The 26,501-nt window shown below is 65.6% G+C and carries 16 protein-coding genes and 2 tRNA genes; 10 read left to right on the top strand and 8 right to left on the bottom strand.

The genetic code is table 11. The annotated features are described in order from the left end of the window. The first annotated feature begins 2 nt into the window (after positions 1 to 2). Both lolA and C8261_RS04330 read left to right on the top strand, forming a co-directional pair. On the top strand, positions 3 to 626 hold the full coding sequence (lolA, locus tag C8261_RS04325) for an outer membrane lipoprotein chaperone LolA (RefSeq protein WP_235864835.1): 624 nt from the start codon (positions 3 to 5) through the stop codon (positions 624 to 626). A 16-nt stretch (positions 627 to 642) separates the two neighbouring features. After that, positions 643 to 1,959, top strand: coding sequence for a replication-associated recombination protein A (locus tag C8261_RS04330; RefSeq protein WP_107492451.1), 1,317 nt, complete (start codon positions 643 to 645; stop codon positions 1,957 to 1,959). Positions 1,960 to 1,972: 13 nt separating this feature from the next. Here C8261_RS04330 and C8261_RS04335 read toward each other — a convergent pair whose 3' ends face one another. Beyond that, complete coding sequence (locus C8261_RS04335; protein WP_107492452.1) at positions 1,973 to 2,236, bottom strand: hypothetical protein; 264 nt, start codon at positions 2,234 to 2,236, stop codon at positions 1,973 to 1,975. Positions 2,237 to 2,497: 261 nt separating this feature from the next. Between C8261_RS04335 and serS the strand changes: the two genes are divergently transcribed. Beyond that, a complete protein-coding gene (gene serS / locus C8261_RS04340; protein WP_107492453.1) occupies positions 2,498 to 3,787 on the top strand; it encodes a serine--tRNA ligase in 1,290 nt (429 codons plus the stop codon). On the opposite strand, the gene mltF is transcribed toward serS, so the two are convergent. Then, positions 3,751 to 5,196, bottom strand: coding sequence for a membrane-bound lytic murein transglycosylase MltF (mltF, locus tag C8261_RS04345; protein ID WP_107492454.1), 1,446 nt, complete (start codon positions 5,194 to 5,196; stop codon positions 3,751 to 3,753). The two genes, serS and mltF, sit on opposite strands and share 37 nt — an antisense overlap. A 158-nt stretch (positions 5,197 to 5,354) precedes the next feature. Here mltF and C8261_RS04350 point away from each other — a divergent pair, with 158 nt between their 5' ends. The 3 genes from C8261_RS04350 to C8261_RS04360 all read left to right on the top strand — a co-directional run bounded on the left by C8261_RS04350 (position 5,355) and on the right by C8261_RS04360 (position 6,048). Continuing rightward, entirely contained in the window at positions 5,355 to 5,720 is a 366-nt protein-coding gene (locus tag C8261_RS04350) for a carboxymuconolactone decarboxylase family protein (protein WP_107492455.1), read from the top strand. An 86-nt stretch (positions 5,721 to 5,806) separates the two neighbouring features. Continuing rightward, positions 5,807 to 5,899, top strand: a tRNA-Ser gene (locus C8261_RS04355). Between the two features lie 72 nt (positions 5,900 to 5,971). Beyond that, positions 5,972 to 6,048, top strand: a tRNA-Arg gene (locus C8261_RS04360). Positions 6,049 to 6,102: 54 nt separating this feature from the next. On the opposite strand, the gene C8261_RS04365 is transcribed toward C8261_RS04360, so the two are convergent. Further along, positions 6,103 to 10,716, bottom strand: a complete 4,614-nt coding sequence (locus C8261_RS04365; protein WP_107492456.1) for an EAL domain-containing protein — start codon at positions 10,714 to 10,716, stop codon at positions 6,103 to 6,105. A 438-nt stretch (positions 10,717 to 11,154) separates the two neighbouring features. Here C8261_RS04365 and C8261_RS04370 point away from each other — a divergent pair, with 438 nt between their 5' ends. Both C8261_RS04370 and C8261_RS04375 read left to right on the top strand, forming a co-directional pair. Further along, positions 11,155 to 11,484, top strand: coding sequence for a hypothetical protein (locus C8261_RS04370; protein WP_107492667.1), 330 nt, complete (start codon positions 11,155 to 11,157; stop codon positions 11,482 to 11,484). Between the two features lie 155 nt (positions 11,485 to 11,639). Continuing rightward, positions 11,640 to 14,312: an HD domain-containing phosphohydrolase gene (locus C8261_RS04375; RefSeq protein WP_181358844.1), complete on the top strand. Its 2,673-nt coding sequence runs from the start codon at positions 11,640 to 11,642 to the stop codon at positions 14,310 to 14,312. A gap of 141 nt (positions 14,313 to 14,453) precedes the next feature. On the opposite strand, the gene C8261_RS04380 is transcribed toward C8261_RS04375, so the two are convergent. The 5 genes from C8261_RS04380 to C8261_RS04400 form a co-directional block, all read right to left on the bottom strand. Then, complete coding sequence (locus C8261_RS04380; protein ID WP_107492458.1) at positions 14,454 to 15,017, bottom strand: phasin family protein; 564 nt, start codon at positions 15,015 to 15,017, stop codon at positions 14,454 to 14,456. A gap of 209 nt (positions 15,018 to 15,226) precedes the next feature. Beyond that, complete coding sequence (gene lpdA / locus C8261_RS04385) at positions 15,227 to 17,002, bottom strand: dihydrolipoyl dehydrogenase (protein WP_107492459.1); 1,776 nt, start codon at positions 17,000 to 17,002, stop codon at positions 15,227 to 15,229. Positions 17,003 to 17,014: 12 nt separating this feature from the next. Further along, positions 17,015 to 18,694, bottom strand: coding sequence for a dihydrolipoyllysine-residue acetyltransferase (gene aceF, locus C8261_RS04390; RefSeq protein ID WP_107492460.1), 1,680 nt, complete (start codon positions 18,692 to 18,694; stop codon positions 17,015 to 17,017). A gap of 13 nt (positions 18,695 to 18,707) precedes the next feature. After that, complete coding sequence (gene aceE / locus C8261_RS04395) at positions 18,708 to 21,389, bottom strand: pyruvate dehydrogenase (acetyl-transferring), homodimeric type (RefSeq protein ID WP_107492461.1); 2,682 nt, start codon at positions 21,387 to 21,389, stop codon at positions 18,708 to 18,710. 341 nt (positions 21,390 to 21,730) lie between these two features. After that, on the bottom strand, positions 21,731 to 22,939 hold the full coding sequence (locus C8261_RS04400) for an ABC transporter substrate-binding protein (protein ID WP_107492462.1): 1,209 nt from the start codon (positions 22,937 to 22,939) through the stop codon (positions 21,731 to 21,733). A gap of 209 nt (positions 22,940 to 23,148) precedes the next feature. On the opposite strand from C8261_RS04400, the gene C8261_RS04405 reads away from it, so the two are divergent. Together C8261_RS04405 and C8261_RS04410 are read left to right on the top strand one after the other, a co-directional pair. Continuing rightward, on the top strand, positions 23,149 to 25,860 hold the full coding sequence (locus C8261_RS04405; protein ID WP_107492463.1) for a PAS domain S-box protein: 2,712 nt from the start codon (positions 23,149 to 23,151) through the stop codon (positions 25,858 to 25,860). Further along, a complete protein-coding gene (locus C8261_RS04410) occupies positions 25,835 to 26,470 on the top strand; it encodes a response regulator transcription factor (RefSeq protein WP_107492464.1) in 636 nt (211 codons plus the stop codon). Before C8261_RS04405 ends, C8261_RS04410 begins: the two co-directional genes overlap by 26 nt. Positions 26,471 to 26,501: the final 31 nt, after the last annotated feature.

Below are 26,501 nucleotides of genomic sequence, written 5' to 3' on the forward strand. Positions count from 1 at the left end.
CAATGAAGCTTCTGCGCGGCTGCGCGATGGCATTGTTGAGCGCCGTTGCGGTGAGTACGGCCTGGGCGGGCGACGGCGTGGCGCAGCTGCGCCAGTTCGTTGCGGCAACGCCGGCCGCGGAGGGCGAGTTCGAACAGGTCGTGCATTCGGCCTCCGGGCGGCGTCCGCAGCACGCTGCAGGCAGTTTCGCGTTCGCCCGTCCGGGGCTCTTTCGCTGGGTCTATGAACAGCCTTACCGTCAGCTGCTGGTCGGCGATGGCGAGCGCCTGTGGTCGTGGGACGTCGATCTCGCCCAGGTCACCGTGCGTGCCCTCGGCGATGCCCTGGGCAGCACCCCGGCGGCCGTGCTGGTCGGTGGCAGCGACATCGACAGCGCTTTTGAACTCGCCGAAGGCGGTCAGAGCGAGGGGCTGAGCTGGGTGGTGGCGCGCCCGCGTCAGGCCGACAGCGGCTTCGAGTCGATGCGCCTGGGGCTCTCCGGCGGGCAACTGCGGCGCATGGAGATGCGCGACAGCTTCGGCCAGAACACGGTGATCGTGTTCACCCGCCTGCAGGTGGTGGAAGCGGTCGACAAGTCGCTGTTCCGCTTCACGCCGCCGCCCGGTGTTGACGTGATCGGCCAGTGAAGGCCGCGCTGCCGCGATGAGCGATCTCTTCGCCGACGCCGAGGCACCGCGCGTACCGTTGGCCGAGCGCCTGCGTCCGCAAAGCCTCGACGAGGTTGCCGGGCAGCAGCACCTGCTCGGTGCGGGCAAGCCGCTGCGCCTGGCCTTTGCGTCGGGCAAGCCGCACTCGATGATCCTGTGGGGGCCGCCGGGGGTGGGCAAAACCACGCTTGCGCGGCTCATGGCGCAGGGTTTCGATGCCGAGTTCATTGCCCTGTCGGCGGTGTTCTCGGGGGTCAAGGAGATCCGCGAGGCCATTGCCCAGGCCCGTGCCGCACAGGCGCGCGGGCGCCACACCATCCTTTTCGTCGATGAGGTGCACCGCTTCAACAAGGCGCAGCAGGATGCCTTCCTGCCCTTTGTCGAACAGGGGCTGGTGACATTCATCGGTGCCACCACCGAGAATCCGTCCTTCGAGGTCAATTCCGCGCTGCTCTCACGCGCCGCGGTGTATGTGCTCGAACCCCTCGACGGTGATGCCATGGCCGAGTTGCTGCAGCGCGCGCAGGCCGCGGCCTGCCCGCAACTGAGCTTCGATGAGGATGCGCGTGCGCGCCTGATCGGCTTTGCCGATGGCGACGCCCGCCGCCTGATGAATCTCGTCGAGCAGATCCAGGTGGCGGCGGAGACCGCCGGCTGCGCGCACGTCGATGGCGAATTCGTCGATCGCGCCCTGGCGCAGAAACTGCGCCGCTTCGACAAGGGCGGGGACGCCTTCTACGACCAGATCTCGGCGTTGCACAAGGCGGTGCGCGGTTCGCATCCGGATGCCGCGCTGTACTGGCTGTGCCGCATGCTCGACGGCGGGGCCGAACCCCTCTACCTGGGGCGCCGCCTGGTGCGCATGGCGGTGGAGGACATCGGCCTCGCCGATCCGCGCGCGCTGGAGATCGCCCTCAACGCCTGCACTACCTACGAGCGCCTGGGCTCACCGGAGGGCGAACTGGCGCTCGCGCAGGCCACGGTCTTCCTGGCCTGTGCGGCGAAGTCGAACGCCGTGTACAAGGCCTATAATGCCGCGCGCAAATTCGTTGCCGGCGACGTCTCGCGTCCGGTGCCGATGCACCTGCGCAATGCGCCGACGCGCCTGATGAAGGAGCTCGGCCACGGTGCGGCCTACCGCTATGCCCATGACGAGCCCGAAGCCTATGCCGCCGGGGCCTCCTATCTGCCCGAGGGCATGGACGAACCTGGCTGGTACCAGCCCGTGGGGCGTGGCATGGAGTCGCGCATCGGCGAGAAACTGGCCTGGCTGCGCGGCCTCGATGCCGCTGCGCGCGGCGGCAAGCGCTGAGCGCAGGGGGATGTCAGTGGGGCAGGGGATGATCGGCGACGAAACGCTCGCACAGCTTGCGCGCCTCTTCCGCCTTGCCAGCGTCGCCGCGCTCGGCGGCACGCTCGACGAGATCGAGCATGTAGTGGGTGAGCAGCAGCACGCCCTCGGGGGTCTGCACCAGTCCGCAGGCTACCTGCGCGGCGGCGGCATCGGGAATGCCTTCGTGTTCGGCGATGAGGGCGACTTCTTCCTCGGTAAGGTCGCAGTAGTCCAGGCAGTCGCGGATGGATAACATGTGGTCCTCCTCGGTATGGGTGCTGTCTGTGCAGCTTTGCTCACTATTTCAAGCTTAAGACAGCATGGCCCGAAAGCAAGTTGCCTTTTACTTTTGGATTTCTTTTAAGTAATTGATTGGATTGATTTAAATGGCGCGCCGCAACATCGGTTGCGGTAATGTGAAAGTGCCGTGAAAGCATACGGATGGCGTGACAAGCTCAGAGTTCTTCGAGGCTTGTGCGACATGTCCATGAATTGAAACGTACTTGTGGAAATACTGATGCTCGACATTCAGCTCCTGCGCACGCAGATCGATACCGTCGCGGCCCGCCTCGCCAGCCGTGGCCTGACCCTGGATACGGCCACCTTCCTGGCCCTTGAAGAGGAGCGCAAGCACCTGCAGACCCGCACACAGGAACTGCAGGCGCGCCGCAATGCGCTCTCCAAGCAGATCGGCATGCTCAAGGGGCGCGGCGAGGATGCCTCGGCGGTGATGGCCGAGGTGGGTCAGCTCGGCGACGAACTGAAGGCCTGCGAGCAGGCCCTGCCTGGGCTGCTGGAGCGCATCGCCGAATTCACCGCCGGCCTGCCCAATCTGCCCCATGAAAGCGTGCCGGTGGGGGGCGACGAGTCCGCCAATGTCGAGGTGAGGCGCTGGGGTACGCCGCGCAGCTTCGATTTCGAGGTCCGCGACCACGTCGATCTGGGGGCGCCGCTGGGGCTGGATTTCGAGACCGGCGCCCGCCTCTCCGGTTCGCGCTTCACCTTCATGCGCGGGCAGATCGCCCGCCTGCACCGTGCGCTCGCCCAGTTCATGCTCGACGTGCAGACTACCGAGCACGGCTATACCGAGTGCTACGCGCCCTACATCGTCAATCGCGAGGTGCTGGTCGGTACCGGGCAGCTGCCGAAATTCAAGGAAGACATGTTCTGGGTGCTGCGCGGCGGGGATGACAGCGCGCTCGAACAGTACCTGATCTCCACCTCCGAGATTCCGCTCACCAACACCGTGCGCGAACAGGTGCTGGCGCTCGACGCGCTGCCCATCCGCCTCACCGCGCACAGCCCGTGCTTCCGCTCCGAGGCTGGCAGCGCCGGGCGCGATACCCGCGGAATGATCCGCCAGCACCAGTTCGACAAGGTCGAGATGGTGCAGATCGTCCATCCGGAGCAAAGCCATGCGGCGCTCGAAGAGATGGTCGGTCACGCCGAAGCCATCCTGCAGAAGCTTGCCCTGCCGTATCGGGTGGTCGCGCTGTGCACCGGCGACATGGGCTTCTCCGCCGCCAAGACCTACGATCTGGAAGTCTGGCTGCCGGCGCAGAATACCTACCGTGAGATCTCCAGTTGCTCGAACTGCGAGGACTTCCAGGCCCGCCGCATGCAGGCCCGGTTCAAGAACGCCCAGGGCAGGAACGAACTGGTGCACACCCTCAACGGTTCCGGCCTGGCAGTCGGGCGTACCCTGGTGGCGGTACTGGAGAACTACCAGCAGGCCGACGGCTCGATCACCGTGCCGGCGGCGCTGGTGCCCTACATGGGCGGCGTCGAGGTGCTGCGCAGCGCCTGAGCGTTGACCCCGCCGGCCGCTTCACCCTGGCGGCCCAGCTGCAGGCCGCGTGGTTGCAGCGGGGGTTCGTAGGGCGGCTCGATGCGGCTGAGGATGTCGTAGTAGTTGCGGATGCGCTCGGTCATGATCACTGCCTCGCCGCCGCGCGCGGCGCCGGCCTTCAGGCGGGCGGCGTATTCCGGGCGCGAGAGCAGTGGCAGCACCGCCTTCATGTCCAGCCAGGAGGTGTTGTCGCGCTGCAGGCTGCGGGCGATCTGGCGTGCTCCACGCATGTGGCCCATGCCGAGGTTGTAGGCGGCGATCGCCATCCAGGTGCGGTCGGGTTCCTCCACTTCGGCGGGCAGTTCGTCGCGCAGCATGGCCAGATAGCGCGCGCCGCCGAGGATGCTGTCGCGCGCATCGAGGCGGTCCTTGACCCCGAGGCGGTCGGCGGTATCGCTGGTCAGCATCATCATCCCGCGCACGCCCGTGCGTGAGGTCGCCAGCGGATCCCATTGCGACTCCTGGTAGGACAGTGCCGCCAGCATGCGCCAGTCGATGCCGGTACGCGCCTGGGCATCGTGGAAGTGCGCGCGGTAGTGCGGCAGGCGCTCGCGGCTGCGGGCGATGAAGGCGCTGATGTCGCTCGGCCGCAGGCGGCGGACGTGGCCAAAGTAGCGGTCGGCGACGCGCGCCAGCTGACCGCTCTCGGCCGCCTCTTCGAGAAAGGCATCCACCTCCGCGGCCAGTCCGCCGTCGTCACCCTGTGCCGGCAGTGCCCAGGCCACCTGTGACTTCAGCGGCAGGTCGTAGACGATGCGAAGCTGCGGGTGCAGGCGCGCGGCGATGGCGAAGTGCAGCCGGTCTACCGCCACCAGGTCGAGCTTCTTCTCCGCAGCCTGGGCGAGCAGGGCCTGCTCGCCGTCCAGCACGCTGAGATGGATATTGAGGCCGGTGTTGCGGCGGCGCATGCGCTCGAGCTTCTCTGCCGGCAGCGAACCGCGCCGGGCGCTGATGGTGCGGCCGTTGAGGTCGGCCTCGCGGCGCACCGCGGGAGCGTCGGCGTGGCCGACGAGGACGAAGTCAAGTTCGCGCAGTGCCGTCGTCCAGCGCAGGGGCAGCAACTCGTTGCGCGCCAGTCCTGCAGCGGCCATATGTACCTTGCCGCTGATCACCGCGTCGAGCAGGCGGGGAAGGTCGGGGTAGACGATGAACTCCACCGGCACATCGAGGTACTCGCCGAGCTGCAGCACCAGATCGTGCTCGAATCCGGAATTGCCCTGCCCGCCATCCTGCCGGAAGGCCACTGCATCGAGGCGGGTGCCGACGCGCAACTCGCCCGCAGTGCGGAAATCCTCGAGGCGCGGCGGCTCGGCAGGCGTACAGGCGGTCAGCACGACGGCCACGAGGATGGGCAGCGACAGGCGCATGGGCAGACATCCGGGTCTCGGGACGGCCGATTCTGCGCGACTGAGGGCGAGCCGGCAACTCCCATGCGTGCTGCGCCGCAATGCCCGGCGTGCCGTGCGATGGCAAAGGGCAGGCACGAATGGTATATTAGAGAAACATTAACAAAGAGCTATTCCCCATGTCCGGCAAATCCTTCGTCCAGATCACCAACGACGTTTCCAAGGCACTCGAAGCGCTGCGCGCCGAGGCGCCCGAAACCATGCAGGGCTTCGGCGCAATGGCCAAGGGCGCCCTCAAGGAAGGCAGCCTCTCGGCCCTGCACAAGGAACTCATCGCGCTCGCCATCGGCGTCGCCTCGCGCTGTGATGCCTGCATCGGTTTTCACGTCAAGGCCCTGATCCGCCTCGGCGTGACCCGCGAACAACTGATGGAGACACTGGCCGTGTGCGCCTACATGGGCGGTGGCCCGACGCTGATGTACGCTGCCGAGGCCGTGCGCGCCTACGAAGAACTGCTGCCCCGTACCGCGCGCGCAGGCGCCTGAGTGCCCTGGCCGGGCCGTATTCTGTGCTGGTGCATTTCGCCGCGCTTGTGCGTATAATGCGGCCTCCCCGCCTCGGCGGGGATCGCGGAGAGGTACCGAAGCGGTCATAACGGCGCCGACTCGAAATCGGATGGTCAGGGAAACCTGGCACGGGGGTTCGAATCCCCCCCTCTCCGCCACTTCAAGCAAAAAGTTTTTAACCGATGCTTGACTAAGGAAGTAGAGCTGCTAAAATTCTGCTTCTTCGCAAAGCGCCCGTAGCTCATCTGGATAGAGTACCTGGCTACGAACCAGGGGGTAGGAGGTTCGAATCCTTCCGGGCGCGCCAGTTTCAAGAAAAAACAGGCAGGTAAAACCTGCCTGTTTTTTTTCGTCCAGTGCTTTACGGACGCAGTGCAAGTCTTGTGCACATCTCTGTGGCCGTGAGAGGCCTGGCGTAAAGATAGCCCTGCCCGGCCGGGCATGCCATCTCGCGCAGGGTGCGTGCCTGATGCTCGGTTTCCACGCCCTCTGCCACCACTGACAGCCCCAGTGTGGAGGCCATCGCCAGGATGGTCTGTGTGATGGCACGGTCGTCCGGATTTGAGACAAGCTCATCGATGAATGAGCGGTCGATCTTGAGTTCGTCGATGGGATATCTGCGCAGTGAAGACAGGGATGAGAAACCAGTGCCGAAATCATCGATGCTCAGCCCGACGCCGAGCACCTTCAGATCCCTCAGTAGACGGCGGCAGTGCTCGGGGTCGGCCATCAGGGCGCTTTCGGTGAGTTCGATGGTCAGTTGATGGGCCTCAAGTCTGTAGTGCGTGAGCAGCCGTCTGATTGTTGACGGCAGGTGGGACTGGCGGAACTGCTCGGCTGAAACGTTGATCGATATCCTTGGGACGTCGTATCCCTGGGCGGTCCAGGCGGCTACTTGGCGGCAGGCTGCGTCTGCGACCCAGTCGCCGACGTGGTTGATGAGTCCCGAGCGTTCGGCGAGGGGTATGAACTTGTTCGGCATGATCAGGCCCGTTTTAGGTTCCTGCCAGCGCACGAGGGCTTCCATGCCGATCAGCACACCGCTCGTCATGTCGATCTGGGGTTGATAGAGCAGGAAGAGTTCATCGCTGTCGATGGCTCGTTTAAGGCCATTGCCCAGCAGCAGGCGTTCGTCTGCCTGATCCTTGAGATTGCTGGTAAAGAACCGGTGGGTGTGCTTGCCGGCTTCCTTTGCCTGGTACATTGCGCTGTCAGCATTCTTGAGCAAGGTCTCGGAGTCGCTGCCGTCATCTGGGTAGATGCTGATGCCGATGCTGGCACTGACGAAAATGTCATGCCCGCCAATATCAACGGAGCGACCGAGTGCATCGGCAATCCGGCGCGCCGCCACGTCTACCTCAACGGCATTCGTTTCCTCGATCAGCAGCGCAAACTCGTCGCCGCCAAAGCGTGCTACGGTATCAACCGCGCGCAGGCACTGGCGCAGGGTGGAGGCGGCTTCCTTGAGCAGTTTGTCGCCGGCAGCATGTCCCAGCGAATCGTTGATGACCTTGAAGTTGTCGAGGTCTACAAACAGGATGGCAAACTGGTCTTCGTGCCGTTTGGCGCGTTCAATGGCCTGGCGGACCCGGTCCACGAACAAGGTGCGGTTGGGGAGGCTGGTCAGTTCATCGTGGGTGGCGAGGAATTCGATGCGGCGCTGTGAGTCCTTTATCACAGTGATATCGCTGAAGATTCCCACATAGTTGGTGAGTGCCCCATCGGAGTCGTGGACCGTATTGATGGTCAGCCATTCCGGAAATATCTCTCCGGACTTGCGGCGATTCCAGATCTCACCTTGCCACCAGCCCTTTTCCTGGAGCGCTTCCCACATTTCCAGGTAGAAGTCATTGCCGTGGCGGCCGGAGGACAGCAGGGCAGGGGTCTTGCCCGAGACTTCCTCGATCGTATAGCCGGTAACCTGGGTGAAGGCCTCGTTGACGGTGAGTATCCGCTGCTGCGGGTCCGTTACCACAATGCCTTCGCCTGCGCGGTCGAAGACGCGCGCGGCAAGGCGCAACTGCTCCTCTGCATGGCGACGGTCCGTCATGTCGGAAGACTGTGTGCAGACCCCTTGAATGACATTGTCGATGCCGAAGAGCGGGAAACGTATGGAGAGCAGGTAGCGGTCGCCGTCGGCGCGTCGCAGGACCTCCTCTGATTCGATGGCCTCCTGGCGGCGGACGACCTCGAGTTCCTTGCTGCGGAAATGGTCGGCATTGCGTCCAATGAACAACTGTGCGTCTGTCTTGCCGATCACGTCGGCTGACTTGAGCCCGAAGGTTTTTTCGAACTGTCGATTGACGAACTCGTAGCGCCCGGCCAGATCCTTGAGAGAAATCATTGAGGTCGAGTTGTCCATGATCGCTTGCAGCCGCTCACGGCTTTCGCGAATCGCTCGCTCGGCGGCCAGCCGTTCGGTGTGATCCATCAGGCTGATGATCGCGCCGCGACTGCCCGGGCGAGTGGTCTCGTAGGGTGCGATATGGAGCAGGTAATGCCGTTCGTTGGAGAATACGGCCTCTTCAATGGACTGATTGGTGTCGATGGCGCGTCGAACCTGCGGAGAGAAATCCTTCATGCCGAACGGCAGGCGCAATGTAGGCAGGGGTTGGCCCATGGACTTCTCGGTGAGGAGGAAGATCATGATGGCCGGGCTGTTGAAACGCGACAGCTCCATGTTCTCGTTGCATACCAGGATGGGAAAGCCCACGCTGTTCTGAATTTTCTCGAGGTCGTTAAGTGCTTCGGCAAGTTCGCCGGAGCGGACCTGCAGTTCTTCATTGACGGTGGTCAGCTCCTCGTTGGTGGATTGCAGTTCCTCGTTGGCCGATTCCAGTTCTTCGTTGGTGGATTGAAGCTCTTCGTTGGCAGCCTGCACCTCCTCGTTGAGGGCCTGCATCTCCTCATTGGAGGTTTCCAGTTCCTCGATCACCGTCTGCAGGCGTTCACGGGTCGAGATGAGCTCCTCCTCCAGCGCCTTGACGTCTATCGAATCCTGTGTGGCATCCGGTTTCGAGTCCCCGCTCGGTGCTTTCTCGACGGGCGGGGTTTCGAAGGCAATCAGGAAGAAGGAACTGGTCACTCCTTTTTCCAGCGGATGAACTGACAGCAGTACGCGTCGCTTGCCATCCACGGTCTTGATCAGGTGTGGGCGTCCGCTGGCCGATTCCGAGGAGCGCTCGACCTGATGCACCATGAGGTTGAGATCGGCGCGAAACTCACGCCTGATCAACTGCTGCAGGTTGGTGGTGGGTTTCCCGGCGCTGATACTCAGGAAGTCACCGACCTCGCCCTGAATATGGAGGATTTCGAAGGCTGCGTTGATCAGGATGGTGGGTGGTATGAACAGCTTGATCGATGCATCCAGCAAGCGTTGTTGGGCATTCGGCTGCTGAGCGGAGGGGCGTTCGCGGTTGTCGGGCAGATGGAAGGTAGGCATCGGCATCAGACGTGATTCGCCTGGGCGCCGCCTGTAGATGCGGGCGGTCTTGTCGCTCGGGTCGAACTGTCCAATCTGCTGGAATACGCCTTCGGACTTGCCGAGGAAGAGATAGCCGCCCGGGCGCAGGCCGTAGTGGAAGGTCCCCAGTACCTTGGCCTGCAGTTCGGTCTGAAAGTAGATCAGCACATTGCGGCAACTGACCAGGTCCAGGCGCAGGAAGGGTGGGTCCTGAACCAGATCCTGGCGGGCAACCACGACCATGTCGCGCAGCGTGCGCGAGACCTCGTAGCGGTTGCCGGTATTGCTGAAGTGCCTGGTAACCAGCGCAGGATCCATGTCGGACAGGGCCGTTTCCGGATAGGCTCCGCGGCGGGCGACGGCGAGGGCGTTGAGGTCGAGATCGGTGGCAAAGATCTGGACACGAAACTGGCTCAGATTGGGGCCAAGCAGCTCCGCCAGCAGGATGGCGATGCTGTAGGCTTCCTCCCCGGTGGCGCAGCCCGGTACCCAGATGCGAATCTCGTCGCCGAAGTGTTTGGTTGCCAGCAGGGCCTGCAGGGTCGTGCGCAGCGCTTCGAAGGCTGCCGGATCGCGAAAGAAAGCCGTTACCGAGATCAGGATGTCCTTGCAGAGATGATCGAGTTCGCTGGGGTCGGCCTCGACCAGTGCCAGATAGTCGTCCAGGCTTGATACATGGCGGGCGGCCAGCCGCCGTTCGATACGGCGCCAGATGGTGCCCTCCTTGTAGTTGCCGAAGTCGATGCGGGTCTGCTGCTTGACCCGGATCAACAGCTTCTTCAGGGTGGTTGTCGCGGCCGGTGGACTGACTGCGACAGAGCCTTTGGAGCGGGCAATCTGGGCAATCTCGCGGGCAATCTCCTCGGCCGGCAAGACCCAGTCGACACAGCCAGTGTCGATGGCCGCCTGCGGCATGCCGTTGTATTTGGCGCTCTGCGGCTCCTGGGCAAAGGTGTAGCCGCCAACTGCCTTGATCTCGCGCAGGCCGACGGCACCGTCGCTGCCGGTTCCGGACAGTACTACGCCGATCGCATCCTCGCCTTTTTCGGCCGCCAGTGAGGAGAAGAAGGCGTTGACGGAGGGGCGCGGGCTGGCGCTCTTGGGTTCATCCTGGAGGACAAAGCGACCTTCGCGCAGGACCATGTTGCTGCTTGGCGGCGTCACGTAGATGGTGTCGCGTTCCGGCTCCATGCCGTCGGTGATTTCCTTTACCGCCATCGCCGTTTCACGCCCCAGCAACTGCGCCATCATGCTGCGGTGAGTCGGCGACAGATGCTGGATCACAGCGTAAGCCAGCCCCAGGTCGGTTGGCAGCGCGGCGATCAGGTTGGACAGGGCTTCAAGGCCGCCTGCCGATGCGCCGATACCGACAAGGTAGATCGGCCTGTTCGAGGCGCTGTTCGCCTTGACTGAGGATTTGCGGCGGGCCCTTGCCCTCCGGGGTGGGGCGTCTGCCGTGGAGGTGTCATCGGCCTTCTTGCTTACCATTCCGATGGGCTTTTTCGTCGCCATGTCCGGCCTCTATCTTTGGTGCTATCAAAGAGGTTTTTGTCAGGATGGCATCTTGGCATAAACCATGATCATCATGTGGCTTTTCGACCCTGGGGCCCTTGATGTGCGTGGCCCCGATAAGCCTGCGGATGAAGCCTGCCGTGCTCCTGCCAGGAGGGCCGTAATGCCCCGCCCATTGCCACTGCTGACGCTTTTCACCCCACAGCGGGGAGCAGGATTGCGTCGCAGATCTGCAACAATGCTGCCTGCCGAAAAGTGCGCTGACGGCTAGAATGAGCGCCGGTGCGGAGGGCTGAGGGTCAGGCTCGGGCGCACTGCATACTCCTCCCCGTGCGCGGTGTGTGAAACCGAAGGCGGTGCGAGCGGGGCTGCGCAGGCCGGCGCAAGCCGGTTCTTCAACATCAACATGTTTCCCGGGAGCCTTCCATGCGGGCCTTCATGAAGTTCATTGCGGCAATGGCGGTGTCGATGTGGCTGGGGGCGAGTGCCTTCGCTGCGGACTATTACGTCGATATCACCAACAAGACCGGTTTCACCATCTTCTACATGTACGTCAGTCCGGCGAAGTCGAAGAGTTGGGAGGAGGATGTGCTGGGTGAGAACGTACTGATGAACAACGCTACCCGCAGGGTCAACCTGCGCGGCTATTCGAGCCCCGTCTTCGATATCCGCCTGGTCGACGAGGATGGCGACAGCTACACCTTCTGGAAGGTTGACGTGTCGACGACCGACATCACCGTCACGCTTGACGACATCGACGTGGATTGAATCTGACCTTCGGCTGTGTGGGCCCCGGCGCAGTCCCTGCTGCCCGGGGCCTTTGCATTGCTGCGGCGTGCTGGCGCAGGAGGCGGCACGCTGGCATGATGGGGCCATCGGCAATCCGAGTCTGCGCGATCCCGGCGGGTTTGCGTTTACCCAATATGTCCAGTCCCTGGCTGTTCCGCCTCCGCTCCCGTTTCCCGGCTCTTGCCGCCGTCGTCTGGCGCCGTCTGCTGGCGCTCTGCCTGACCGGCTGCGTAATGGCCGGCGCGCATGCGGACGAGGTGCGCATCGGTGTTCTTGCGCTGCGGGGGGTGGAGACTGCGGAACGCATGTGGGTGCCGACTGCGGACTATCTGCAGGCGCGCCTGCCGGCACACCGCTTCACCATCGTGCCGCTCGGCTTCGACGATGTCCAACTCGCTGTGCGCCAGCGCAGCATCGATCTAGTCCTCGCCAATCCGTCCTACTACGTCGAACTCGAAGCGCTCTACGGCATCAGCCCGGTGGTGACGATGCGCAACCGCCACGACTCTTCCGGTGCCGGCTACGGCGTCTTCGGCGGTGTGGTGTTCACCCGCGCGGAGCATGCCGAGGTGCGCCAGATGGGCGATCTGCGCGGGCGCCGGCTGGCCGCGGTGCATCCCGGCTCCTTCGGAGGCTGGCATGCGGGTTGGCGCGAGCTGCGCCGGCGCGGCGTCGACCCCGAGCACGATCTGGCCGAACTGGCCTTTCTCGGTACCCATGACGAGGTGGTCTATGCGGTGCTGGAAGGGCGCTTCGACGCCGGCACGGTGCGTACCGAGACGCTGGAACGCATGGCCCAGGAGGGACGCATAGAGCTGTCGCGGCTGTTCGTCCTCAACGAACGTCAGAACCCTGCCTTTCCGCTGCGCCACAGCACGGCGCTGTATCCCGAATGGCCGCTCGCCCGCCTCGGCAACGTCCCCGAGGAGCTTGCCGTGCAGGTCGCGGTGGCGCTGATGCTGATGGAGCCGGATGACCCCGCCGCGCTGGCCGGGCACACCACAGGGTGGACGCTGCCGCTCAACTATCAGCCGGTGCATGAGGCACTGCGCGAGCTGCGCATCGGCCCCTACGCCCATCTGCGCGAGGTCAGCCTGCGGGAGGTGTTGGCGCAGTACTGGTACTGGGCGGCGATTGCCTCCCTGCTGCTGCTGCTGGCCTTCGTCACCGTCGCCTACATCGGCCGCAGCAACCGCCGCCTGCGCCAGCATCAGGGCGAACTGCAGGTGCTCAACGCCAGCCTGGAAGAGCGCGTGGTCGAGCGCACCCAGCGTGTTGGCCTGCTCCTTGATCGCGAGCGTTTCCTGCGCGGCATCGTCGAGATGGTTGCCGACGTCAATGAGATCCTCATCACCGCCAGCTCGCGCGACGAGATGCTGAAGGCCTGCTGCGACCGCCTCGTCGCTAATCCCGATTACCGCTTCTGCTGGGTTGCCCTGCTCGCCGATGGGGAACTGGTGCCGGCGGCCAAGTCCTACGGCACCGCGGATTTCGTCCGCGCCATGAGCGCCTGCCAGGGTGACGGTCCGGGGGCGCTGGCGCTGCGCGAGAACCGCACGGTCACGGTCAACGAGCTTGCCAAGGTGGACGGGCTGGCGGCGCTGGGCATCCACGCCGTGACCTCGCTGCCGCTGCGCAAGGATGCCTTTGCTGCGCCCTTCGGCACCTTGTGCGTGTTCACTGCGCGGGGGAGCGGTTTCGATCGCGAAGAGGTGCTGATGCTGGAGCAGCTTGCCGGCGACATCGGTTTTGCCACCGCAGCCTTCGATCAGCGCGAGGAAACCGCCCGCCTGCAGCGTGACCGCATCACCCACTATGAGAAGACCATCCTGTCGCTCGTCGATCTCATCGAGCGCCGCGACACCTACACCGCCGGGCACACCCGGCGGGTGGCCCACTATTGCGGACTGATCGCTGCCGAACTGGGGCTGGAGGCGGCGCAGAGCGAGGAGCTGCAGCAGGCCGCGCGCCTGCACGACATCGGCAAGATCGCCATTCCCGATGCCGTGCTGTTGAAGCCGGGGCCCTTGACTGCGCTGGAGTACGAGCTGATCAAGCAGCACGTCGTCGTCGGCTACGAGACGCTGATGCATATCGACATGTACGCCGCGCTCGCGGAAATCCTCCGCCATCACCACGAACGCCACGACGGCAGCGGGTATCCTGCCGGACTGGCGGGCGAGGCCATCCCGTTGGCGGCGCGCATCATGGCGGTGGCCGACGCCTTCGATGCGATGACTACCAACCGCATCTACCGACCGCGCAAGTCGGTGGCTGTGGCACTGGAAGAGATCGGCACGCTCGCCGGATCGCATTACCACCCCGAGGTCGCCGCTGCGGCGCGCCGCGCGCTGCAGACGGTGGAGCCCCCGCCGGTGGTGGACCAGTTGCCGCGCACGGCGCTGGAGCGCCAGCGCTTTGCCTACTTCTTCAATGACCAGCTCACCGGCGTGCACAACGCCAGCTATCTGCAGTTCATCTTCCGTAACAAGCAGTACGGTGACCTGCAAGTGGCAGCGGTGTGCCTGCTGCACGACTTCGGTGCCTACAACCTCGCTCATGGCTGGGTAGCTGGCAACCGCCTGCTTGCCGACGTCGCCGCTGCGCTGGTGGAGGCCAGCGGCGATGCCCTGGTCTGCCGTGTGATGGGTGACGACTTCGTCATTCTTGCAGCGTCCGCAGCGGCTTTCGAAGGGCTCGAAACAAGGCTCGGGGAAGGCGTGCTGGCAGGCAGCGGGGTGCGCCTCGAAGTCGAGCGCATGTCTGTCGACGAGGCTGCCATAGCCCGCTTGCAGGGCTTGCTGTAGTCCGGCTTGCATGTGCTCCGGGCACAGTGCCGCGTTGCCCCCTGCTGTCGACGGTCGGGAGTGCCGGGCGTCCGCTGGTAAACGACAACAGGCCCCGCGGCCCCTTGCGGGGCGGCGGGGCCTGGCTGGCCGGGTGAGGGCTCAGGCGCTCTTGCGGGCGGGCTTGGCGGCGGTGGTGGTGCCGACAGCCTTGACGGCGGCGCCGGTGGCAGCAGCGACGTTCGCCTCGGCGATGTCGACCACCTGGCGGGCGGCCTTGCTGACGCTGTCGTAGGTCGAGTTGGCGGCGGCCAGCGCGGACTTGACCGCGGCGATGGCGACGTCGGAGCCGGCCGGGGCGGACTTGGAGGCTTCGTCGAGCGCGGCGTTGAGGCTCAGGTTCAGGTCGGCAAGCTGGGATTCCATCAGCTTGGTGATCTCGGCCTGGTTCTGGGTGGCGATCTCATACACGCTGCGGTAGTAGGCCACGAGCTTTTCGGCGCCCGGTTGGGCGATCGAGGTCTGCAGGTTGATGAAAGCCTGCGGGTCCTTGGCTTCGCTGAGGGTCTTGAGGGTGCTCATGCTGTCCTCGATGAGGGCACGGGCGGTGTTCAGGTTCAGCGCGGCCAGACGCTCGGCGGAGGCCATGGCGGTGGCGGAGACGCTGAGCAGGGATTCGACGGTGGCCTTGTTGGCGGCGGCAAGCTTCTCGGGGGTGGCGATCATGGCAGACTCCTGATGAACATTGGGTTGGGATGTTGCCGAAGCGTCTCGCTACTGCGATTTGCTGCGGTGCACAATGTCAAGTGTAGACAACTCGGCAAGCATGTCAAATTAAATTTGTGCGACGCAGCAAATATATTTGTGTGACAGCACGAAAAACGGCCCGGCGGGTTCGCTCCCGGCCGGGCCGCATGCGGCTTGCTCGCGCAGTCTTACTTCTTGCGCATCGGCGGCAGGTCGGTGCAGCTGCCGTGCGCGACCTCGGCGGCCATGCCCACCGTCTCGCCCAGCGTCGGGTGCGGGTGGATGGTCTTGCCGATGTCCACCGCGTCGGCGCCCATCTCGATGGCCAGGCAGACCTCGCCGATCATGTCGCCGGCCGAAGGGCCGACAATGGTGCCGCCGATCACGCGGTGCGTTTCGGCGTCGAAGATCAGCTTGGTGAAGCCGTAGTCGGCGCCGTTGGCGATCGCGCGGCCGGAAGCCGCCCAGGGGAACTTGGCCACCTCGACCTTCTTGCCCTCGGCCTTGGCCTGCGCCTCGGTGTAGCCGACCCAGGCCACTTCCGGATGGGTGTAGGCCACGCCGGGGATCACCGTGGCGTCGAAGGCAGCCTTCTGTCCGGCCGCGACTTCCGCCGCGACGTGGGCTTCATGCACCGCCTTGTGGGCGAGCATGGGCTGGCCGACGACGTCGCCGATGGCGAAGATGTGCGGCACGTTGGTGCGCATCTGCGCATCCACCGGGATGAAGCCGCGCTCGCCGACGATCACCCCCGCCTTGTCGGCGCCGATCTTGTTGCCGTTGGGCGCGCGGCCCGCCGACTGCAGGATCATGTCGTACTTCACCGGCTCGGTCGGTGCGCCGTCGCCTTCGAAAGTCACATACAGCCCGTCGTCCTTGGCCTCGACGGCCACGGTCCTGGTCTTCAGCATGATCTTGTCGAAGCGCTGGGCGTTCTGCTTCTCCCACACCTTCACCGCGTCGCGGTCCGGGCCCTGCATCAGGCCGTCCATCATCTCGACCACGTCGATGCGCGCGCCCAGGGTGGAATACACCGTGGCCATCTCCAGGCCGATGATGCCGCCGCCGATGACCAGCATCTTGCCCGGCACCTGGCGCAGTTCCAGCGCGCCGGTGGAGTCCACGATGCGCGGGTCGCGCGGGATGAAGGGCAGGTGCACCGCGGCGCTGCCTGCGGCGATGATGCACTGCTTGAACTTCACCACTTTCTTGGCGCCGGTCTTGTCCTGTGCGCTGCCGGTGGTTTCCTCGACCTCGATGTGGTGCGGGTCGAGGAAGCTGCCGTAGCCGCGGATCACATCCACCTTGCGCGCCTTGGCCATACCGGCCAGCCCGCCGGTGAGCTTGCCGATCACGCCGTCCTTGTGCTTGCGGAGCGCGTCGACATCGACCGTGGGCTTGGCGAACTTGATGCCGGCGGTTTCGACATGTTCGGCCTCTTCGATCACCGCGGCGACGTGCAGCAGCGCCTTGGACGGGATGCAGCCGACGTTCAGGCACACCCCGCCGAGCGTGGCGTAGCGCTCGATGATCGCGGTCTTCAGGCCGAGGTCGGCGGCGCGGAAGGCCGCCGAGTAGCCGCCTGGGCCGGCGCCGAGGACGACCATGTCGTACTCGACGTCGGCGCTGCCTGCGTGCGCGGCTGCGGTCGGGGCCGACGCCGCGGCGGGTGCTGCGGCCGGCGCCGGGGCGCTAGCCTGAGCAGGGGGCGCAGCGGCTTCGCCAGCCGCCTCGACCTTGATCAGCACCGCGCCTTCGCTGACCTTGTCGCCGAGCTTGACCAGCACTTCCTTGACCACGCCGGCGGCCGACGAGGGCACATCCATGGTGGCCTTGTCAGACTCCAGCGTGCAGATGGCGTCATCCACCTTGATGCTGTCGCCGGCCTTGACGAACAGCTCGATCACCGGCACCGCATCGAAATCGCCGATGTCCGGCACCTTTACTTCAACGATCTGGCTCATGTCCGGGCCTCCTTACAGCATGACCCGACGGAAGTCGGCCAGCAGTTGCGCGAGATAGACGTTGAAGCGGGTGGCCAGCGCGCCGTCGATGACGCGGTGATCCGCGGTCAGCGACATCGGCAGGGTGAGGCGCGGCACGAACGCCTTGCCGTCCCAGACCGGCTTCATCACCGACTTGTTCACCCCGAGGATGGCCACTTCCGGCGCATTGACGATGGGCGCGAAGTAGGTGCCGCCGATGCCCCCCAGCGAGGAGATGGTGAAGCAGGCGCCGGACATGTCGGCCGGGCCCAGCTTGCCGTCGCGCGCCTTCTTGGCCAGCGCGCCGGTTTCCGCGGCGATCTCGAACACGCTCTTCTTGTCGGCGTCCTTCACCACCGGCACCACCAGACCATTGGGGGTGTCCGCGGCGAAGGCGATGTTGAAGTACTTCTTGTAGACCAGGTTGTCGCCGTCCAGTGAGGTGTTGAACTCGGGGAATTCCTGCAGCGCGCGCACCGAGGCCTTGATGATGAAGGCGAGCATGGTGAGCTTCTTGCCGGACTTCTCGTGCTCCTTGTTCATCGCCACCCGGAAGGCTTCCAGGTCGGTGATGTCGGCGTCCTCGTGGTAGGTCACCGCGGGGATCATCACCCAGTTGCGCGCCAGATTCTGGCCGGAGATCTTCTTGATGCGGGACAGCGGCTTGACTTCGACCTCGCCGAACTTGGCGAAGTCCACCTTCGGCCAGGGCAGCAGGTCCAGGCCACCGCCCAGCGACGCGCCTGCGCCGGCCGCAGCCGCCTTGCCCGGCACCACGCCGGTGCTCATGGCGCCCTTGACGAAGGCGGTGACGTCTTCCTTGAGGATGCGGTTCTTCGGTCCGGTGGCCTTGACCTGGGCGAGATCCACGCCCAGTTCGCGGGCGTAGGCGCGCACCGAGGGGCTGGCGTGCACCTTGCCGCCCAGCTTCACCGCGGAGGGGGCTGCAGCGGGCGCGGGGGCCGGTGCAGCGGCCGGGGCTGCAACCGGGGCCGGTGCGGCTGCGGCCGGCGCGGCAGCAGGGGCCGCTTCGGCACCCGCCGGGGTCGCTGCCGAGGCGCCTGCCGACTCGACCTTGATCATCACCGTGCCCTGCGACACCTTGTCGCCGACCTTGACCAGCACTTCCTTGACCACCCCGGCAGCCGAGGAGGGCACGTCCATGGTGGCCTTGTCGGACTCCAGCGTGGCGATGGCGTCGTCCACCTTGATGCTGTCGCCGACCTTGACGAACAGCTCGATCACCGGCACGCCGGAGAAGTCGCCGATGTCGGGTACGGTGACCTCGACCACGCCGCCGGCAGCCGCCGCTCCTCCCCCTTCAAGGGGGAGGCTGGGAGGGGGATGGGTTTTCCCGGACGTTGGTTGAGACCCATCCCCACCCTGACCCTCCCCTTGAAGGGGAGGGGACCCAGCCGCGGCCACCGCGCCGGCCGCTTCCACCTTGATCATCACGCTGCCTTCGGACACCTTGTCGCCGACCGCGACCAGCACTTCCCTGACCACGCCGGCGGCCGAGGAGGGCACGTCCATGGTGGCCTTGTCGGATTCCAGGGTGGCGATCGCGTCATCCACCGCGATGGTGTCGCCCACCTTGACGAACAGCTCGATCACCGGCACCTCGGAGAAGTCGCCGATGTCCGGAACCTTCACTTCGATCAACTGGCTCATCGTCATCTCCTCCTCAGACCGTCACCGGATCGGGCTTGTTGGGGTCGAGCTTGTACTTGACCATGGCGGCGGCAACCTTCTCGCGCTCGATCGCGCCCTCGTCGGCCAGCGCCTTGAGCGCGGCCAGGGTCACCCAGTAGCGATCCACCTCGAAGAAGTGGCGCAGCTGCTCGCGGGTGTCCGAGCGGCCGAAGCCGTCGGTGCCCAGGGTCACGTAGTTGCGCTTGACGAAGGGGCGGATCTGCTCGGCGAAGAGCTTCATGTAGTCGGTGGCGGCGATCACCGGACCTTCGCTGCCTTCCAGGCAGGCCTCAACGTGCGACTTCTTCGGCGCCTCCATCGGGTGCAGCAGGTTCCAGCGCTCGCAGTGCTGGCCGTCGCGGGTCAGCTCGTTGAAGCTCGGGCAGCCCCACAGGTCGGCTTCCACGCCCCAGTCGTTCTTCAGCAGCTCGGCAGCGGCGATGACCTCGTTGAAGATGGTGCCGGAACCCAGCAGCTGCACGCGCGGGCCCTTCTTGTCGGCGCCCTTGCGGAAGGCGTACATGCCCTTGAGGATGTCCTGCTCGGCGCCGGCCGGCATCTCGGGATGTTCGTAGTTCTCGTTCATCACCGTGATGTAGTAGTAGATGTCCTCCTGCTCGGCGAACATCCGCCGCATGCCGTCCTGCACGATCACCGCCACCTCGTACTGGAAGGTGGGGTCGTAGGACACGCAGTTGGGGATCATGTTGGCCATGATCTGGCTGTGGCCGTCCTCGTGCTGCAGGCCTTCGCCGTTTAGCGTGGTGCGCCCGGCGGTGCCGCCGATCATGAAGCCGCGGGTGCGCTGGTCGGCTGCCGCCCAGCACAGGTCCATGGTGCGCTGCAGGCCGAACATCGAATAGAAGATGTAGAAGGGCACCATCTGCACGCCGTGCACGCTGTAGGCGGTGCCGGCGGCGATCCAGTCGGCCATCGCGCCGGCCTCGTTGATGCCTTCCTGCAGCACCTGGCCGGTTTCCGATTCCTTGTAGAACATCAGCTGGTCATGGTCTTCCGGCACGTACTTCTGGCCCTGCTGGTTCCAGATGCCGTACTGGCGGAACATGCCTTCCATGCCGAAGGTGCGGCTCTCGTCGGGCACGATGGGCACGATGTGGCGGCCGATCTGCTTGTCCTTGAGCAGGGTGTTCATGATGCGCACGATGGCCATGGTGGTGGACAGCTCGCGCCCTTCGCCGGAGGCCTTCAGCAGCGCGGCGAAGGCGTCCAGGCCCGGCACCGCCAGCGGCTCGGCCTTCTGCCGGCGCTGCGGCAGGAAGCCGCCCAGCGCCATGCGGCGCTCCATCATGTACTTGTACTCGGGCGAGCCTTCCTCGAAGCGCAGATAGGGCAGCTCGGCGAGCTTGTCGTCCGGCACCGGCAGGCCGAAGCGGTCGCGGAAGCGGCGGATGGCGTCGATGTCCAGCTTCTTCTGCTGGTGGGAGATGTTCATCGCCTCGCCGGCCTGGCCCATGCCGAAGCCCTTGATGGTCTTGGCGAGGATCAGCGTGGGCTGGCCCTTGTGTTCGCTGGCGGCCTTGTAGGCGGCGAAGATCTTGAAGAGGTCGTGACCGCCGCGGTTGAGGTTCCAGATCTCGTCGTCGGTCCAGTCGGCGACCAGCTCCTTCAGTTCCGGGGTGTTGAAGAAGTGTTCGCGCACATAGGCGCCGTCCTTGGCCTTGAAGGTCTGGTACTCGCCATCCACGCATTCCATCATGCGCTTCTTCAGGATGCCCTTCTTGTCACGCGCGAGCAGGGTGTCCCAGTGGGTGCCCCAGATCACCTTGATGACGTTCCAGCCGGCGCCGCGGAATTCGGCTTCCAGTTCCTGGATGATCTTGCCGTTGCCGCGCACCGGGCCGTCCAGGCGCTGCAGGTTGCAGTTGATGACGAACACCAGGTTGTCGAGGCGCTCGCGTGCGGCCATGCCGATGGCGCCGAGCGATTCGACTTCGTCGGTCTCGCCGTCGCCGAGGAAGGCCCACACCTTGCGCTGCTCGGCCTTCGCCGCGTCGATCATGCCGCGGCTGGCGAGGTACTTCATGAAGCGCGCCTGGTAGATGGCCTGCAGCGGGCCGAGGCCCATCGACACGGTGGGGAACTGCCAGAAATCCGGCATCAGCCAGGGGTGCGGGTAGGAGGAGATGCCGCGGCCGGAGACTTCCTGGCGGAAGCTGTCCATCTGCTCTTCGCTGAGGCGGCCGAGCATGAAGGCGCGTGCATATACGCCGGGCACCGAGTGGCCCTGGAAGAAGATCAGGTCGCCGCCGGTGTCGTGCTCCAGGCTCTTCCAGAAGTGCGAGAAGCCCACGTCGTAGAGCGCCGCGGCCGAGGCGAAGGAGGCGATGTGGCCGCCGACGTTGGTGTTCTTGTTGGCGCGCACCACCATCGCCATGGCGTTCCAGCGGATGTAGGAATGGAGCTTGATCTCCATGTCCGGGTTGCCCGGATAGGCGGGCTGCTGGTCGGCCGGGATGGTGTTGATGTACTGGGTGTTGGCGGAATAGGGGATGTCCACCCCTTCCTCACGCGCGGTATCGATCAGCGTTTCGATCAGGTAGTGGGCACGCTCCGCGCCCTCGTTGTCGATCACGCCGGCTAGGGCGTCGAGCCATTCCTGCGTCTCCTGGGCGTCCGGGTCGGATTGCAGGAGGACGTTTCGTGTTCCGGTCATGGTCTGTCTCCTCATGACTTGCGGTTGGCGGTTCCCCGCTTGGCGTCCGGGTGCTGCTGCGGGGCGGTTCTGAAGCGTGCAGCCGGGGTGTTCCGGCGATGTTGCGAACTATAAAACGATATTTCGGTATGTGCAATAACGTTTCGTTTAGTGCAATGCAACAAAGATCCCGGCTGCCGGCCTACACAGCGCATGGCGAACGCCGGCACAAGACAAAAAGCCCGCCGGAAGCTGGCAGGCAGCGCGGCGGGCGTTTGCTGAGGCGGGAGAAAAAATCGGCCGGGAGACGAGGGAGGGAGGGAGAGTATCTCCCGGCCGATCGGGAAAGCGTGGCGTGTTCATCACGGAGCGGAGGCGCGCCGACGGTCTTCTTCGTAGGCGAATACCACGCGACCGGCGCGCACTTCGCCGAGGTAGATGCGTGCGGTGGACACGATGGTCTCGTGGTTGATGCTGTCGAAGGGGCGCTGGTAGCGCATGATCACCCCTTCCACCGGTTCACGCAGGTCTTCCAGGGCTTCGCGGATGGCGTCGCCGTCGGTGCTGCCGGCCTGGCGGATGGCAGCGGCGAGCAGCAGCATGGAATCATACCCTTGTGCGGCCGCCGGTGGCACCGGAATGCGCGGGTTGCCGGTGTTTTCCTGCCATGCGGCGAGAAAGGCGGCGCGTTGCGGGGTGTTCGGCTCGGGGATGAAGGTCTGCGGCATGCGCGCGCCCTCGGCGTTGGGGCCGGCGCTGTCGATGAAATTGGACATCGCCAGGGTCCAGCTGCCGATCAGCGGTACCCGCCAGTTGAGCCGTGCCATGCCGTTGGCGATCTGCGCCAGTTCCGGGCCGATGCCGTAGGTGAGGATGGCCTGGGCGCCGGCCGCGCGGGCGCGCCGCAGTGGCGTCACCATGTCGGCCTGGCGGAGCTGGAAGCGCTCCACGGCGACGGCCTGTATGCCGCGCTCGGCGAGTGCGCGTTCGAGGTCGTCGCGGCCGAGCTGGCCATAGTTGGTGGCGTCGTGAAAGATCGCCACGCGGGTCAGGCCGCGGCGCTCGATGGCCTCCTCGACGATCATCGCGGCCTGCAGGGTGTCGTTGGCCGAGACGCGGAAGACGAAATTCTCCGGATGCTGCGGGGGCAGGAACTGACGGGTGATCAGGCTTCCGGTGGCCACCGAGGTGATCACCGGAACGCGTGCCTGCTGGTAGAAGCGCTGGCTGGCAAGGGCCACGCCGGTGTTGACGATGCCGAGCCCGGCCACCACGCCTTCCCTGATGAGTTCCTGCACTACTTGGGCGCCACGCTCGTTGCGTGCCTCGTCGTCGCGTTCGAGCAGCACCACCGGACGGCCGAGCAGCCCGCCGGCGGCATTGACCTGCGCCGCGGCAATGCGGATGCCCTCGCGCATCGAGATGCCCATCGGGCTGGAGCCGCCGGTGAAGGGGCCGGAGACGCCGATGAGGATGGGGCCCTCGTCGCCGGCGTGCGCAGGCGGGGCGAGGCTCAGCGCCGCGGCGAGGAGGGCGCCGCAGAGCAGGCGGAAGAGGGTGGTGACGGCCATGGGATGACTGTACGGCGCGGCGCGTGCATGCAGAATTGGCGATAACCCCAAGGGCGTGTATACGGCGGCTGCGGTGCCGATGCAGGCCAGGACGCAGGTGTGCCCTTGGGGAAACACCCGATGCCAGCGGGGTGGCAGAGCGGCAAGAATGCAGTCTGTCCGTGCTGCCCGGCACCCCGTCGGCGCCGCTTCTCCCGGTTCTCCCGTCAATGCCCGATTCCGCCTCCCGCGGCCCCTTGTCGCCTTCGCAGTGGTACTGGACGGCCCCTTATGTGGCCGTGGTGCTGTTCGCCGTGGCAATGTTTGCGCTCGCCTGGCTGATGTTCGAGCGCGAGGCCGCGGCCCAGCGCAGTGCGGTGACGCGTGACGTACAGTGGGCCGAGCAGACCATGCGCATGCACATGCAGGGCAGCGAGGAGTTCATCGCCCAGCTCGCGCGCGACCTTGCCGCCGGCGTGCTCGATGCCGACAGTTTTCAGTTGCGCGCCAACCAGCACATCGCCAACAACGCCGAACTGGTGAACGTGGTGTGGGTGGGGGCGGACGAACTGGTGCGCTGGTCGGCGCCCTTCGATACCATCGAATGGCTGGTCGGCGATGCCTTGTCGGCGCGTCAGCAGCTTGCCTTCCTGCACGCCCGCGAGCTCGGTGGCCCGGCCTATGGCGAGGCCTATGCGGGGGCGCGTGGCACGGCGGTGCTGGAGGTGTATCAGCCGGTGCGGCGCGGGCGCGAGTTCCTCGGCGCCATCGTTGCAGTGTATTCGGTGGACCGCATGGTGCATCACCTGGTGCCGGGCTGGTTTGCCGAGAAGTACCGGCTGGCCCTGCTCGACGGTGGCGGCGAGGTGCTGGCGACGAGCTCGGTGGTCAGCGAGGTCGATGAGCGCCTGTTCTACGAGATCGCCCTTGATCCGCCGGGCAACGGCCTGATCCTGCGCGCCACTGCCTTCCGCTCTGTAGACGGCCTGCCCAAGACCCTGCCGATGGTGGCCATCGTCGGCCTCTCGCTGCTGGTGCTGTGGACTCTGTGGATGCTGCGTGCCCACGTGCAGCGCCGCGTCCAGGTCGAGCGCGAGCGCGACCGTCTCTTCAACCTGTCGCTCGACATGCTCTGCGTGGTCGGTCTCGATGGCCGCTTCCGGCGCTGCAATCCGGCTTTCCTGAACGTTCTCGGCCACCCGCCGGAGAGCCTCGCCGGCACGCCGCTGCTCGACCTCGTGCATGCCGAGGACGTTGCCCTTACCGTTGGCCAGTTGCGCGCGCTGGAGGCCGGTCAGGCGGTGAGCTTCGAGAACCGTTGCCGCTGCGCCGACGGCAGCCACAAGTGGCTGGTATGGAGCATCAACCCGGTGCGCGAGGAGCTGCAGGTGTATGCGGTGGCGCACGACATCACCGGGCGCAAGGCCACCGAGGAGGCGCTGCGGGCGGAGTCGGCCTTCCGCAAGGCGATGGAGGAATCGGTGCTCACCGGCCTGCGTGCCATCGATCTGTCCGGGCGCATCATCTACGTCAACTCGGCCTTCTCGCGCATGGTCGGTTTCTCACAGGACGAACTGGTCGGCGCCGGGCCGCCTTTCCCCTACTGGCCTGACGAGGACGTCGACACCTGCCGGCGCAACCTTGAGCTCACCCTCGCCGGGCGGGCCCCCGCGGGCGGCTTCGAGATGCGCATCCGGCGCAAGAACGGCGAACGTCTCGATGCGCGCTTCTACCTCTCGCCGCTGATCGACCTCACCGGCAAGCAGACCGGCTGGATGGCCTCGGTCACCGACATCACCGAGCCCAAGCGCGTGCGCGCGGCCCTGGAGGCCGCCCATGAGCGTTTCGAGGCGGTGCTCGATGGCCTCGATGCGGCGGTGTTCGTCGCCGACGCACGCACCGACGAGATTCTCTTCGCCAACCGCGCCTTCAAGGCCATTCACGGCTTCGACGCGGTCGGGCGCACGGTGCGCGGGGTGGCGGTGCCGCAGCCCGAACGCGGCGACTACCGTGTCGACCCGCGCGGCTTGAGCGTTGCCGACCTGCCGCGCGAACTGTTCGACGGCGAACTGCAGCACCCGCTCTCCGGGCGCTGGTACCACGTCCGCGAGCAGGCCACGCGCTGGGTGGATGGTCGCGTGGTGCGCATGGGCATTGCCACCGACATCACCGACCGCAAGCAGACTGCGGAGGTCTCGCGCCAGCAGGAAGAGCGCCTGCAGCGCACCGGGCGCCTGATCACCATGGGTGAGATGGCCTCCACGCTGGCGCACGAACTCAACCAGCCGCTGTCGGCGATCGCCAACTACTGCATGGGCTGTGTGACCCGCATGCAGTCGGACAACTGGAAGCAGGACGAAGTGCTGGCGGCAATGCAGAAGGCCAGCTTCCAGGCCGAGCGTGCCGGCAAGATCATCCGCCGGGTGCGCGAGTTCGTGAAGAAGAGCGAACCGCGGCGCAGCGCGGTGGCCATCGACGAGGTCATCGACGACGCCATCGGTTTCGCCGAGATCGACGCCCGTCGCCTCGGTGCGCGCGTGCTCACCGAGGTCGAAGAGGGGCTGCCGGCGGTGTACGCCGACCGCATCATGATCGAGCAGGTGGTGCTCAATCTGGTCAAGAACGGCCTCGACGCCATGCACGACAACCCGCCCGTGCACCGTGTGCTGCGCGTGCGCGCCCGCGCGCTGGGGCGACTGAGCGTGGAGGTGGCGGTGATCGACCGCGGCCACGGCATCGGCGAGGAGGAGCGCGAGCGCCTGTTCACCCCCTTCTACACCACCAAGGCCGAAGGCATGGGCATGGGGCTCAACATCTGCCGCTCCATCATCGAGTTCCACGACGGCCGCCTGACGGTTGAATCCAATCCGGAAGGGGGTACCATCTTCGCTTTCACACTGCCTACGGAGGCTGCGAGTGAGCGCCTTGCCCGCCGAGCCTGATCAGATCATCTACATCATCGACGACGACGAGGCCCTGCGCGACTCGCTGGTCTGGCTGCTCGAATCGAGCGGCTACCGTGTGCAGGCCCTCGAATCGGCGGAACGCTTCCTTGCCCGTTACGACGAGAACCTCACCGGTTGTCTGGTGCTCGACGTGCGCATGCCGGGGATGAGCGGCCTGGAGCTGTTCGAGGAGCTCGGCCGCCGCCGCTGCACCCTGCCGGTGATCTTCATCACCGGCCACGGTGACGTGCCGATGGCCGTCTCCGCCCTCAAGAAGGGCGCGGTGGATTTCATCGAGAAGCCGTTCACCGACCGTGACATGCTTGGCCTCATCGAGCAGTGCCTGGCCAGCGAGCGTGAAAACCGCGGCAAGCGCCGCCAGGAGGCCGATACCGCGCGCCGCCTGGCTCAGCTCACGCAGCGCGAGCGTGAGGTGCTCGATCTGATCATCCTCGGCAAGCTCAACAAGCAGATTGCCGACGTGCTCGGCATCAGCATCAAGACTGTGGAGGTGCATCGCGCGCGGGTGATGGAGAAGATGGGCGCCCATTCGCTGGCCGAACTGGTCCAGCACGTGGTCAGCGCGGAGCCTGCCGCGACGCGTTGACCCGCGCCCCCGCGGGGCGCGACGTTGTCGA

This window comes from Pseudothauera lacus (assembly GCF_003034845.1).
Taxonomy (GTDB): Bacteria; Pseudomonadota; Gammaproteobacteria; order Burkholderiales; family Rhodocyclaceae; genus Pseudothauera; species Pseudothauera lacus.